General features: G+C 38.5%; 18 protein-coding genes and 1 other annotated feature (1 of these 19 only partly in view). Of the genes, 9 read left to right on the top strand and 9 right to left on the bottom strand.

What is annotated here, in order from left to right; translation table 11 throughout:
• Positions 1-11: 11 nt before the first annotated feature.
• The 6 genes from CO692_RS05620 (at position 12) to CO692_RS17655 (ending at position 2261) form a co-directional block, all read left to right on the top strand.
• Positions 12-296, top strand: coding sequence for a hypothetical protein (locus tag CO692_RS05620; RefSeq protein WP_096741792.1), 285 nt, complete (start codon positions 12-14; stop codon positions 294-296).
• A 13-nt stretch (positions 297-309) separates the two neighbouring features.
• Positions 310-450 (top strand): CD1375 family protein, encoded by a 141-nt coding sequence (locus CO692_RS17660; RefSeq protein ID WP_192940723.1) that lies wholly within the window; start codon positions 310-312, stop codon positions 448-450.
• Positions 451-522: 72 nt separating this feature from the next.
• A complete protein-coding gene (locus CO692_RS05615; protein ID WP_010749285.1) occupies positions 523-816 on the top strand; it encodes a hypothetical protein in 294 nt (97 codons plus the stop codon).
• Position 817: 1 nt separating this feature from the next.
• Positions 818-1063 carry a phage holin gene (locus CO692_RS05610; RefSeq protein WP_096741791.1) on the top strand — a complete coding sequence of 82 codons (246 nt, stop codon included), beginning with the start codon at positions 818-820 and terminating at the stop codon, positions 1061-1063.
• 39 nt (positions 1064-1102) lie between these two features.
• Positions 1103-2047, top strand: a complete 945-nt coding sequence (locus CO692_RS05605; protein WP_096741790.1) for an N-acetylmuramoyl-L-alanine amidase — start codon at positions 1103-1105, stop codon at positions 2045-2047.
• Positions 2048-2099: 52 nt separating this feature from the next.
• Positions 2100-2261, top strand: coding sequence for a hypothetical protein (locus CO692_RS17655; protein ID WP_192940722.1), 162 nt, complete (start codon positions 2100-2102; stop codon positions 2259-2261).
• Here the strand turns inward: CO692_RS17655 and CO692_RS05600 are convergent.
• From CO692_RS05600 to CO692_RS05560, 9 genes are all read right to left on the bottom strand, one after another.
• Positions 2236-3072 carry a DUF4393 domain-containing protein gene (locus CO692_RS05600; protein ID WP_096741789.1) on the bottom strand — a complete coding sequence of 279 codons (837 nt, stop codon included), beginning with the start codon at positions 3070-3072 and terminating at the stop codon, positions 2236-2238. The two genes, CO692_RS17655 and CO692_RS05600, sit on opposite strands and share 26 nt — an antisense overlap.
• A 124-nt stretch (positions 3073-3196) precedes the next feature.
• Entirely contained in the window at positions 3197-3487 is a 291-nt protein-coding gene (locus CO692_RS05595; protein ID WP_096741788.1) for a DUF5960 family protein, read from the bottom strand.
• A gap of 336 nt (positions 3488-3823) precedes the next feature.
• Complete coding sequence (locus tag CO692_RS05590; protein WP_008379364.1) at positions 3824-4339, bottom strand: YjbQ family protein; 516 nt, start codon at positions 4337-4339, stop codon at positions 3824-3826.
• Positions 4340-4343: 4 nt separating this feature from the next.
• Positions 4344-5036, bottom strand: coding sequence for a triose-phosphate isomerase (locus tag CO692_RS05585; protein WP_096741787.1), 693 nt, complete (start codon positions 5034-5036; stop codon positions 4344-4346).
• The gene (locus CO692_RS05580; protein ID WP_096741786.1) at positions 5036-5884 is read right to left on the bottom strand and encodes a class II fructose-bisphosphate aldolase; all 849 of its coding nucleotides are present in this window, start codon (positions 5882-5884) and stop codon (positions 5036-5038) included. Before CO692_RS05580 ends, CO692_RS05585 begins: the two co-directional genes overlap by 1 nt.
• 12 nt (positions 5885-5896) lie before the next feature.
• The gene (locus tag CO692_RS05575; RefSeq protein ID WP_010749080.1) at positions 5897-6181 is read right to left on the bottom strand and encodes a PTS sugar transporter subunit IIB; all 285 of its coding nucleotides are present in this window, start codon (positions 6179-6181) and stop codon (positions 5897-5899) included.
• A gap of 12 nt (positions 6182-6193) precedes the next feature.
• A complete protein-coding gene (locus CO692_RS05570) occupies positions 6194-7534 on the bottom strand; it encodes a PTS galactitol transporter subunit IIC (RefSeq protein WP_016612941.1) in 1341 nt (446 codons plus the stop codon).
• A 15-nt stretch (positions 7535-7549) separates the two neighbouring features.
• Positions 7550-8005, bottom strand: coding sequence for a PTS sugar transporter subunit IIA (locus tag CO692_RS05565; RefSeq protein WP_096741785.1), 456 nt, complete (start codon positions 8003-8005; stop codon positions 7550-7552).
• Between the two features lie 2 nt (positions 8006-8007).
• Positions 8008-9951: a BglG family transcription antiterminator gene (locus CO692_RS05560; protein WP_096741784.1), complete on the bottom strand. Its 1944-nt coding sequence runs from the start codon at positions 9949-9951 to the stop codon at positions 8008-8010.
• Positions 9952-10509: 558 nt separating this feature from the next.
• Between CO692_RS05560 and CO692_RS05550 the strand changes: the two genes are divergently transcribed.
• The 3 genes from CO692_RS05550 to CO692_RS05540 are packed head-to-tail and all read left to right on the top strand — an operon-like array spanning position 10510 to position 12401.
• Complete coding sequence (locus tag CO692_RS05550) at positions 10510-11694, top strand: FtsW/RodA/SpoVE family cell cycle protein (protein ID WP_034872154.1); 1185 nt, start codon at positions 10510-10512, stop codon at positions 11692-11694.
• A gap of 9 nt (positions 11695-11703) precedes the next feature.
• Positions 11704-12081: an arsenate reductase family protein gene (locus CO692_RS05545; protein WP_096741782.1), complete on the top strand. Its 378-nt coding sequence runs from the start codon at positions 11704-11706 to the stop codon at positions 12079-12081.
• Positions 12063-12401 (top strand): glycine cleavage system protein H, encoded by a 339-nt coding sequence (locus CO692_RS05540; protein WP_010749086.1) that lies wholly within the window; start codon positions 12063-12065, stop codon positions 12399-12401. Before CO692_RS05545 ends, CO692_RS05540 begins: the two co-directional genes overlap by 19 nt.
• A gap of 77 nt (positions 12402-12478) precedes the next feature.
• Positions 12479-12576, top strand: a binding site (T-box leader) (it continues 152 nt past the right edge of the window).

Here is a 12576-nt window from a genome sequence, read left to right as displayed (position 1 = left end):
GTGATGGAATAATGACAAATAAGGAGAGATACAAAGACCTATATGTTCAGCTTGTTATTAAAGAAAATGGAAGTACGACACCAGAAATGGATGATTTATTCGTTTTAATTCTAGGTGAATTTGATGACGATCCAGAAAAAATGAGTGAATTTATCCAGTCGATCATAGATGAAAACACCGAAAAAGAACCGTCTGAGTTAGATTTACTGAAACAAGAGAATAATGAAATGAAACAGCGGCAGGAAATGACAGAGGAAGCCTTGTTGGCTTTGTCTGATATGTTACTAAGCAGATAAGGAGGGGAATAAGATGAACTATTCAGCACTAGAAATGTTATATGCAACTCACATCATTGAAGGCAAACGAACAATCGAGAGCGTGCCTTCATCAATTCGTGAAGATGTTGCAGAAATTGTTACAAACGCAAAAAAGCAAGAAGGAACCAAGTAGTAGGATATGTAGTAGCAGGAGCAATCGGCTTAATAGTCGGTTGCTTTTTATTTGAAGGAAAGTAGGTGGCATATGTTAAACGTAGGAGAGTTAGCAACTTGGGCGGGTTGGATCATGACGATTGTCGGGATGCTGGCATTTGTAATCAAACCAGTTATGTCCAATTTTACAAAAATTGCAGATAATCTAACCAAACTAGCTCATAATCTTGATTTGTTAACCAGAGATTTAGAAGCAAGTAAATCTGATCGTGTTGCAATTCATGATGAATTAAAGAGACATGACGAGCGCTTGGATAAGCATAACGATCGATTGATTGAGCATGGAGAACAATTAAAATCTTTATGGAAAGAAAGAGGGAAATAACATGAAATTAACTAATAAACAGTATGATTTAGCAAAAAAAGTTTTAACCGTTGGAGTGCCAGGTGTCACGGCATTTATAGTAACTCTAGGAGGATTATATGGATTCTCAACAGAAATCATTGTTGGAACGATCACGGCTGCTGCAACTTTAGCTGGTGTGTTCTTGAATATCGCTAGCAGCCAGTATCAAGATGAACAAAAACCAGATTATGGTGACGGTCAAGAGTTCACAGAAAAGAAGGAGTAGCTAATCGGCTGCTCTTTTTTAAAAGAAAGGATGATATAAATGAGCTTTATCAAATACGAGTATATCAATATTAATGAGTACTCAAGACCAGGTATCAGGAACAACGGTATTGACGGTATCGTTATGCACTACACTGCCAACAAAGGTGGCACCGCACGTAATCACAAAAACTATTTTAATAATCTAAAAGGAAACTATGCTTCCGCTCAGTTGTTTGTAGATGATATTGAGGCACTTTGTATTATTCCCTTAAATGAAGTTGCGTATCACGCCAACGAAATTAGCAAATATAATGCAGATGGGTCGCGCTATCGACCGCTGTATTCTAAGATAGGCAACGCTAATTATTCAACGATCGGTGTTGAAATGTGCTTGGATAAAAACGGCAATATCACTGAAAAAACATTCCAGAATACTGTTAAAGCTGTCAAAGAACTGATCGCAAAGTATCCAAACATCACTCGAAATAAGATTTGGCGCCATTATGATGTTACTGGCAAGAACTGTCCAGCTCCATGGGTAGCGAAACCAAGTGAGCTAGAACGCTTCAAAGATGCAGTGTTTGGCAAGACTAGCGGTTCTAATTCAGCAGCTAAACCTAGTACACCATCTGCAAAACCAAGTACCAATAAAATCCAAGAAGATGGCATGTTTGGTCCAAGCACTGCCAATAAAGCAATGAAATATGAGGGGATTACGCCAGATGATGAAATCAGCCACCAATACCGGCAGGCGTGCAACAAGAACCTTTATGCCGCACAATTCGATAATACACTAAAAGGATCCACGCTGATTCGTACATGGCAGAAACGGTTGAAAGCAAAAGGTTTATACAATGGTGCGATCGATGGACTATGCGGAACAGAAATGATCAAAGCTATGCAGCGAGCCTTGAAGACTACAGTTGATGGATTTATCAGCCCTGTATCTAATATGGTCAAAGCATTGCAAGTAGCATTGAACAACAACAAGCTTCCGTGGTAAACAAATAGCCCGCTTTGGCGGGCTTGTACATAAGAATTTTGGAGGTGAGAACATGGGGAATTTATTTGTATCAGCGTTTACTAGTTTTATCGTTTGTACCGTTTACTATACCTTATTCAAAATGGAGATGAACAAGTGGCTAATCAAGTTTTTTGAAGAAGAGACTAAGACAATTAAAGATTACCTAATTAAAGACAAGCAGCGCAAAAGTTGACTCCATAAGGGGTAACTTTTAAAATACCCTTCTGTAATTCTGGTCCTGTTAATACGGGTAAATCAGTACTAGTTATCTGTGGGTTTCGAGAATTAATCTCTCTAGTTCGGTCATGTTCGGCATTGGTTCTGATAATATATTCTGCTGCAGAAGAAAATTCTTCGGTATTTTTGAATATATCGTATACTGCTTCATTTGTATAAAATTCTTGGTAATCTATTTTAATCAATCCCATTCTTTTTAAATTTTCCAATGATGGACCAATAAGACTTTGATTACGTTGGTTGGGATTTCCTAAATATATGTTAGTGTAAAGTTTAAGGTAACCACCAGTTGATAAATCTGCTTTGATTTCGCAAATGCTTCCTTCATTGCCATTAAGATGAATATTCAGCATGTTATCCGCATCTATAGGGTTCATTTGTTTAATAATTTCAACAAATGAAGGGTGGATATAACTATCTTTTGAGGAATCCATAGATGACGCAATTAATTTAGCGAACATTATTCTGAGTGGCTCATCTTCAATGAAATATCTTGATGCTTCAAGTGCTGGTCCAAGAATATTAAGTTTAGGCTCTTTAATGTTTTCTGGCTTAATTTTGGAAGCTTCTTCTAGAAGTTCTCGTTTAAGTTTTTCAACACTTACTTCCCTTTCTACTTTCAGTAAATCTGCTGTTTTGCTAATATCATGTCCATAATTAACATACCACCAATCTTCAAGTGAGGTAATTGGACCTTTAAATACGCCAGCGGATACTGCACCACCTAAGAAACCTTGAACTATTGGCATAAATGATTCTACATTCATTTTCTTTCTCCTCTCTTCCAGCGTTGTAACACTGATAATAAGAGTATAATATTTTACACATACGAACAGAAAGAGAACAAAGAAACCCCTTTACTCGTTTGAGTAGGGGGCTTTTTTTGTTGCTCTAATTTCCACCGGGCTTGTAATTAATGCTTGGATCATACTTACGCAATATTTTGTCTTGGGTCCTAACATGATCAAAAATATAGTTTTCGCCCTCTATTTTGAAGACAAACGCTATTTCCTCTGGATAGCCGCTGTAGCTTGAGGGAACGGTGAAATAAGGCTTACCGAAGTTTTCCATAGTTTGTACAAACTGCTCATAAAGAAAGTGAGCTGGTCCCATTCTTTGAATGAACTCGTAATAGTATCTTTCTAGTGCATACGTCCGTTTATCTGCAAGTGGTATTTGCATATCAATCACTCCTTACCGAGAATATACGAACGTTTGTTCTTGTTGTAAAGCCATAAATAACAAAAATAACTACGTATCTATGGGCAGAAATGTGGGCATGATGTAAATAAAGTTAGATAAAACCTGTAAATATAAGGTTTGATATTTGCGATATACCAACGATATCTATCATAAAATAATTTATTTTTCTTTCTCGTAACGCGTAGGTCGTAGGTTCGATCCCTATAGCTGGCATAAGAAATGAAAAACCATGAATCTTCTTTTAGAGGATTCATGGTTTTTCTTTTGCAGGCGATAAGTAATCTAAATTTTTCCTGATTTACCCGACAACTGTTCTTATTCGCCCATTAGCATTACATGGCATGTCCTATTTCGCACACGATTTTGATCGAAATCAACAAAATAGATATAGCCTACAGAGCCGATCTCTAGCTTGCCATTACTTAAAATAAAGCTTTCGCTTGCACCGAAAAAACTCGAGCGAATATGTGCATCGCCGTTTAAAATCGTTGCTGGATCTGTTGGGTAGTTTGGATCGTCCAGACTCATCAAAAATTCTAAATGCTTTGGTCCAGGATAACGATAATCGGTATTTTCTGATAGTTCACGAGGAATAATTTTATCGAGAATTCGGTTTAAATCAACTTGAAGAAATTCATCTCCGTTAAAGTCTGTATCATGCATGTATTCTTCAAAGATAACAGAACAAGTCGTATGGGGAGACTGTACGAGACAGATTCCATTTGAAATTCCGCTTTTTTCAACCATTGCTTTCACTTCTTCTGTGATGTTGTGGTAAGACACTCGATTCCCGTTAGAAGTTAACGTCAGTTGCTCTTTTAAAAATTTCACAGTCTTAATCCTCCTTTTTGTGCTTCACCGCTTGTTTGATCATTTCTGTAAGGGTTTGAACTGGATCATCTGCTTGCACAATACCGCTTGTCCCTCCGGTACCATCAGCACCTGACGACAAAGCTTTTTCAACATCGGCAGCACTAGATATACCAGCAGCCTGCAAAATCAGGATTTCTGGATCAATTTCCCGAACAACACGATTTGTTTCCGTCATGTATTGAAGATCACTGGTTTGTCCTGTCCCAATTAGTTCGGTTGGCTCGCAAACCATCACATCGGGTTTTAGGGAAGCCGCGGCTCTCGCTTCACTCAATGAATTCGCACAGACAATTGTTAAGAGACCCAATTCATTTGAGCGCTGAATCGCTTTAGTCAGTTCTTGCAATGTCATGGGGTGTTCAGCATGGTTTAAAAAGGTAGCTTCAGCTCCGGCTTCTGCCACTGCTTCGGGTAAAACATAGCCCATTCCACGACCAATTCCGATTCCGTCTAAATGTTGGACAGTGACGAATAAATGTGTTGTTGCCTGTTTAATTAAAGAAACGTCTGCATGCTGAACAGTAAATAGAATGTCGATGTCATACAAAGATGACAACTCATCAGCAGCTTTTGCCAATGCCAATGCTTGTTTTCCATAAAGATAGGCTTTGGGATTGATGACAAAGAATGGCGTTCTTAAAGTTCTTTTTTTCATTAGCTTTCTCCTTCACGGTAAGGTTTGGTATGAAAGACTGTAAAATAGTGCTCGAGTGTCTTGGACATTCCATTGCTTGCTGAATGAAGTAAATCGAAATAGTCATTTGGTTGATTTTTGTGAATTTCATTCATAGCAGCAGTGACAAAGTCAGTAAAAATATTTATTTTCCGGATACCTTCTAAGGCACATTTTTCAAGGTTTTCATCGCCAGAAGAGGATCCGCCATGCAGAACAAGAGGAACATTGTCGGCATGGTGTATTTCCTTTAAAACGTCAAAATTTATTTTGGGTATCCCTTGATAATGTCCGTGAGAGGTGCCAATAGAAACTGCCAACGAATCAACCCCGGTTAATTTGGCAAATGCAACAGCCTCAGAAGGTTCTGTGTAAATAGATTGACTATTTACGGCTGATTCCAGACTGTTTTCCGACCCAACGTGCCCGATTTCGGCTTCAACAACGACACCATTTTTATGAGCGTAATCGGCGATCTCCTTTGACCGACGGACATTTTCTTCGAATGACTCCTCAGAAGCGTCGATCATTACGGAAGTAAAACCTAAATGAATGGCTCTTTTGATGACCTCTTCATCGGTACCGTGATCTAAGTGCAAAGCGATAGGTGTAGTGCTTTTTTTTGCTAAAAATTTTCCAATCATGGCAGCCTCTTCTAAAGTCAACATGTTCATATGGGACTGAGCGAAGGCCAATATCAAAGGCTTGTTTAAACGTTCAGCAGTCTCCGCGTATGTTCTTGCACTAGTTAAGTCGAAAAAATTTGCTGCGGGTAATGCATAATTGTGTTTTTCTGCATGTGCGAATAGTTCTTTTGTTGTGACCAACATAGGGCATTCTCCTTATTCTTTGATTTTCTTTTCGATTTCCGCGTACATTTCTTCTGTACCAATCCCTGTTAAGAGTGGCAGCCCCATAATTACGCGATCTTTGATTGAGTCTGGAACAACCGTTGTACTCACCACGATGTCATAGTTATCAATTTTATTCATCTCATCTGCCACTTTGGATTGATACAGTTTCACTTGATCAGTCATCCCTTTTTCTTTCAGCCATTCTTTTACCTTATTTGTTACAATTGTTGAAGTTGCAACACCTGTACCGCACATAATCAATAGTTTTTTCATTATCATTTCCTCCTATAATTTCGATGTTTGTTTCTTGGGACGAATTTTATTTACATAAATCAATCCAAACAAAACAGAGACGCCAATTATGGCTAAACCGCCCCAGCTTAATATTTTTGTTAAGCCGACATAAAGGAATGTGGTCCATAAACCACCTTCAGCCATAGCAGTGATCATAGAGTTTCCTTGTAGATCAAAGTTTGCGGATCGAGCAGCAGTAGTGACAAGCGGTGCTGCCCACGAAGTAATATAGAGAATGCTTACCATATAAATCGTTCCAGCAATTACTGTTCGAATGATGTTTCCTCCAAAAACAGCAGCCATCAAGCAAATCAGAAAGGGAATGGTTGCTAAATCACCAAAAGGCAAGGTCGTATTGCCAGGTAGAACTACGGCTAACAAAATAGTGATTGGAACTAGTAGCAATGAGGAAGATAGGACAGCTGGATGACCAACCGATAATGCTGCATCCATACCGATGTAAAGCTCTCTTCCAGGAAACCGTTTTTTGACGAATTCATTTGCAGATTCAGAAATAGGCGTTAGACCTTCCATCAGTAAAGCAACCATTTTAGGCATCAAAACCATCACAGCGCCTGTTTGGACGGCTAATTGGCCGACACCTGCTGTGTCATATCCGGCAAGTATTCCCATGATGAGACCAATCAAAAAGCCCATAACAGTAGAATCACCAAAGACACCAAATTTTTTCTGAATGGTTTCTGGATCTGCTTTCCAATCTTTTAGTCCTGGAATACGATCAAAGAGCCAATTCATCGGAAGTGCAAAGATGAATCCTGGTGCGGCGGTACCATGAGGAAAAGTGATATTAGGAAATCCGTAGAACTTATTAATGATCGGACCTAAAATATCTCCCATTAAAAGAATCATCATCAAATAGATGACGGTGGCCGCGATCCCCATTGCAAAGTCTCCAGTGAGGGCATAAATCAGAGAAGAGATGAAGGCTGCGTGCCAAATATTCCAAATATCTACATTCAATACTTTAGTCAGCCCTAAAATGATGAGTAGAACATTTAGGACCACACCAATCGGAATGGCAAGACTTCCTAAAATCGTCCCGTAAGAAATTGCCGCTGCGGCAGGCCATCCGACATCAATCGTTGTCAAATTTAATCCTAGACGTTCAACCATATGCTGGGCGGCAGGACCCAAGCTGCTGCTTAGAAGGTCAATCACCAAATTCAATCCAACAAACCCGACACCAACAGTTAAGGCTGAAGTAAAGGCTTTGCCAGGCTTGGTTCCCAAAATTATTCCAAAAATAAAAATTAAAATAGGCAAAACAACGATTGAACCTAGATCAACGAACCACTGTAATGCATTTAACATAATTGTTCCTCCTTTTTATTGCAGGCCATTTTTTTCAATAATCGAAAGATACGCATCTTTAGTCGTTACTGAGGATAGGGCTTCCAAAACCCCTGGTGTTTGAAACATAGAGATAAGATTTTGTAGCATACCCAATTGCTCATGTGGTTCCTTCAATGCAAGCATGAACAACAGAGATACATTGATTTTCTTTTCTTGCGAACCCATTTCAATAAATGAAAGGGGAGAGGCAAGTGACATAAAAGCGACTTGGGATCGTAAAACAAATTTGCTGTCCGTATGTGGGATCGCTACCCCAATGCCGTTAATTTTTAAACCTGTAGGAAAGGTTTCTTCTCGCTGTACGATATTTTGATAGAACTGATCATTTACACAATGAGTTTTGATGAGTTCGTCTGCTAATAGTCGAAAAGCTTCCTCTTTTGTTTTAGAATCTTTTTCAAGTAACACGATTTGGTGATCAAAAAACATGATCAATTTCCTCCTCTTAACAATCTTTGATACAGTTCTTCTTGCGTTTGACTATTAACGATCCATTGAATTTCTTCGGCTGAGTTAAACAATCCGTAAATCGAAGCGATCAACTCTTTTGCCTCGATCATGTTTTCTTCAGCAATCGCAAGCAAAACAATTAGTTGGATTTTTGTGTCTCCCCAAGTAATTGGCGCATCGAGGGTGAGAAAAGCAAGTTTTGTTTCTTTCACTGTATGTGGATCAGCATGTGGAATGGCTACTCCCGTCTTTAAGCCAGTGCTTCCTAGTTCCTCTCGTTCAAATAGAGAATGCTTAAATTTTGTTGTAACAAGCTTTTTTTTCAGATAATCATCTGCTAAAAAATCCAGTACATCTTTTTTTGTTCGAAACTTGTTTTTGACAAAAAGGAAAGTAGGATCTAAATATTTTTGTAATAAAGTCGTTTTCTGGTATTTTTTTGAGTAAAAATTTTTCTCATTCTCATTAAGATTAGATATCTTTGCTGAGATTCTTCCTATTTCTTCGGTAGTAGGAAGCGGCGAAATATAAATAACTGGCGGTGCTGTAATGTCCAATGGAATAGTTGATATGATCAGATCAACAGCTTCAAGAGATGTACTGGCCAGTTTACTCAAAGGAATGATCTCCAATACGGTATCAGCAGCGATCGTCTGTTTGATACGGTTAAAAATCAACTCCGATGTAGCAAAACCAGATTGGCAAACAATTAGTATATGGTTAGTAATTTTTATCTTTTCAAAGGCTAGCTGAAAATGGATCGTCAGAAAAGAAACTTCGTCTTCTGTTAATAAGATTTGAAATCGCTCCTCTAAATCTCCAATTGCATATTTGGTCAATGTATACATTGTTGAGTATTGTTTTTTGATACTTTTTATCAGTGGGTTTTTCAATAAAATTCCTGTCTTTGATCGATGGATCATGGGAACGATATGAGCCAATAATGTTTGCAGCAATAATTTATCTTGTGTCAGATCTGCGTTTAACATATGTGACATTTTTTGAATAATTTGTTTCGTACAATTTGTGATAGTAGATTCGTGAGGCTCATCCATTTGACCAAAAGGTTCGATGCCGTGTGCTAATAACAAGGAACATACATATTGAATATCTGTATCACTAAATTGAACAGGTAGTTGCTGTTGGATCATTTCAGAAAAATCAACCGCGATCATATAGAATTTCATTCGTCTAAGTTCGTCAAATACTAGCTGCTCTTGTTTTTCAATGTGTTTATCTATAAGAAGTCTTGAAAGAAAAATTCGCAATGAAAGTTTCAAGGATTCAATAGAATAATTATTGACTGGATGGCCGATTGTTTGAGTCATGTCTGAGACAAATTTCTTCGTTAAATCGAGAACCTTAGAGTCAAAGAGATTGTTGACCAAAAGATTTTCACTGGCTTTGGCGTCGGTATACTTCTCTAAAAAAGATTTGAATACGTTTTGAGCAGCAGATTCAACTGAGGTTAGCTTGAGTCCGCTAGTAGTCATTTTTGTTGATACTTGATGGAATCGACAGAAAGCAACGATTTCATCAACATCTTTCTTTATTGACTGGTTGCTAATATAAAAATATTCAGAGAATTCCTGATAATGCATTGGTTTTACTGAAAACAGATAGTTAGCGAAAATAAAGATTTTACGATAATTAGGTGAAAATAGTTCGAGTTTAGTCTCTTTTTTTGCTAACAATCGATAACCATTCTGTTTTGCTGATTCAGAACCAGATAAAAAGATTCCTTTTCTTGGTACTTTTTTGATAGCTAGTCCCGAATCTTTTAGTTTCTTTTCTAAAGTCGTTAAATTGTTATAAACCGTTTTTTGGGATACATTTAACTGCTTTTGAAAAAAAGAGGCAGGGCGAAACTCCGTTTGTTCTAATAGTAGTTGCAACAGTAGTTGTTCTCGATTATTTAAAATCATTGGTTCACCTCCGGAAGCGCTTCCTTAATTGTATTCTAGTGAAATTATGTGGTGGCGTAAATAACATTTCATTACCACATTAATGTGGTAAATAGGCTCGTCTTGCATCAATTTATATTTTGGACAAAGTAGTTAAGAGTAGTCATATGTTGCTATATATTTGAAACGAAAACTAGGTGGCGATCTATCATGGAGTTAAAGTTGCTTTATTCTGTTACATTGAGGAAAGATTTATCAAAAATAAAGAAGAATACTTAGAATAAGATATTTTTATTAAGTAAGGAGAATAGACGAATTCAGCGAGTTTTCATTGAAAAGTATGTCGCTGAACTTCCTATCTAGTACATATACGATCGTTTTACTCTGATTGATCAGATATGAATCAGAATATAGCCCTTCTTTCATTGTAATTCTAAACAATTTCAGATTGTTTTTAACCCTCTTTTCCCGAAAATCATTAAAGTTTCTAAATTTTTTGTGAATGCTCGTGGACAATCCTTTCTTTTCTCCTCAAATATCACTATAATGGATAAAGATTCTACAGAAGAGAGTGTGGACATGGAAAATTCACGAATAAAAACGAACGATAATCGAATTGACTACGGTGTGATTCTACCCGTATTTTTATTATGTCTGATTGGTGTGGCGTCCTTGTATGTGGCGTTGACCCACGATCCAAATAACCCGAATATGTTGCGAACGTTAGGGTTTCAAGCTTTATGGTATGTGCTAGGTATTATTGCGGTGATTATTATCATGCAGATCAAATCAAAATGGCTTTGGAAATTGACTCCCTATATTTATGGAGCCGGATTAGCCGTCATGTTGGCGCTTTTGAAATTTTACGACCGGACAATGGCTGCCTCGACAGGGTCAAAAAACTGGTTCCGTTTTGGGGCCTTTACTCTCCAGCCGTCAGAGTTGATGAAGATCGCCTATATTATGATGTTGGCCTTAGTCGTCACACAGCACAATGTCAAGCATCGGGAACGAGATCTGAAAACAGATGGGTTGCTGATTGCGAAAATGTTGGCCGTCACGATTCCAGTACTGATCCTGATCACCTTGCAAAACGACTTTGGTACGATGTTGGTCTTTCTGGCGATTTTCGGTGGGGTCTTCTTGATGTCGGGGATCTCTTGGCGAATCGTTGTGCCAGTGATTGCGGCATTCGTGATTCTCGGCGGCGGAACGATTTTCTTAGTGACTACCGATGTTGGTCGTGAGTTGCTGTACAATACAGGGATCTTTAAAGAGTACCAGTTCGCCCGTATCGATTCGTGGCTAGATCCTTTTCATGATACCCAAGGGCAATCCTTCCAATTGGCGTACGCTCTGATGGCGATCGCCTCTGGCGGGATGTTCGGGAAAGGATTTAATGTCAGCGATGTGTATGTACCAGTCCGAGAATCCGATATGATTTTTTCGGTGATCGGTGAGAATTTTGGGTTTATTGGCAGCGCGTTTGTCATTTTATTGTATTTTATTTTGATCTATCGGATGATCCGCGTATGTTTCGATACCAACAATGAATTTTATGCTTACTTGGCAACTGGGATCATTATGATGATTCTCTTCCATGTGTTTGAAAACATTGGCGCAAACATCGGTCTTTTACCGTTGACGGGGATTCCACTGCCGTTTATTAGCCAAGGAGGATCTGCCCTATTAAGCAATATGATTGGGATCGGTTTGATTTTATCGATGCGCTATCAAGCTGAGACCGCACCAAAAACACTTTAAGGAGTTCACATGATTACATTTTATTGGTACCCAAAATGCAGTACATGCCGAAATGCGAAGCGTTGGTTAGAAGAGCACGAGATTCCCTTTGAAGCGATCGATATGGTTACCACACCGCCTCAACCGGAACAATTGCTGGCTTGGATCCAATCAAGCGAAGCACCGTTAACCCGTTTCTTTAACACAAGCGGCATGAAATACCGTGAATTGCAATTAAAAGAAAAAGTGCCGACCATGGCTGCCCAAGACGCAGCCGACGTGCTGGCAACCGATGGTATGTTGATCAAGCGCCCACTGCTAGTTAGCGGCGACCGCTTTTTGATTAATGGATTTAAAGAAAATGAATATGAAGGAGTCTTACTAGAATCATGGAAAAGAAATGCTTAAGAAAAAAAGATAATTTGTGGGTTTTGTTTAACGGGAAAGAATATTGTGTCGGTTTAACAAAAGAAGCGCAAGAAGAACTTGGTGCGGTCACGTTTGCTTCGATTCAAAAAGCAGGAACTGCTTTAAAACAAGGAGAGACCCTTGTTGAGCTGGAAGCGGAAAAAGCAGTCAGTGAATTTCCAAGTCCATTGACGGGCGTGATTTCTTCCGTAAATGAAAAAATCGATCAATCCATTGATACCTTAAATGATGAAGACGAAATGAACGCTTGGCTGGTCAGCTTCAAAGAGGTTGACCCAAGTCAATTTGAAGCCTTGTAAGTCAAATCTGTAAAAACGACTATTTTTTCAAAAAGAATTGACAGTCGGATAAGACGTTGCTATAATTTGCTCAATAAATGAATGCTTTGAAAAGAAGAGTACATGTTCTTAACGTACACAGAGAGCCCTGTTTGGTGCAAATGGGCAACGGAGAGAGGATGGAAGATGGTCTTTG

It is taken from the genome of Enterococcus sp. FDAARGOS_375 (assembly GCF_002393265.1).
Taxonomy (GTDB): domain Bacteria; phylum Bacillota; class Bacilli; order Lactobacillales; family Enterococcaceae; genus Enterococcus_D; species Enterococcus_D innesii.
This window is presented reverse-complemented; position numbering and strand designations above follow the sequence as displayed.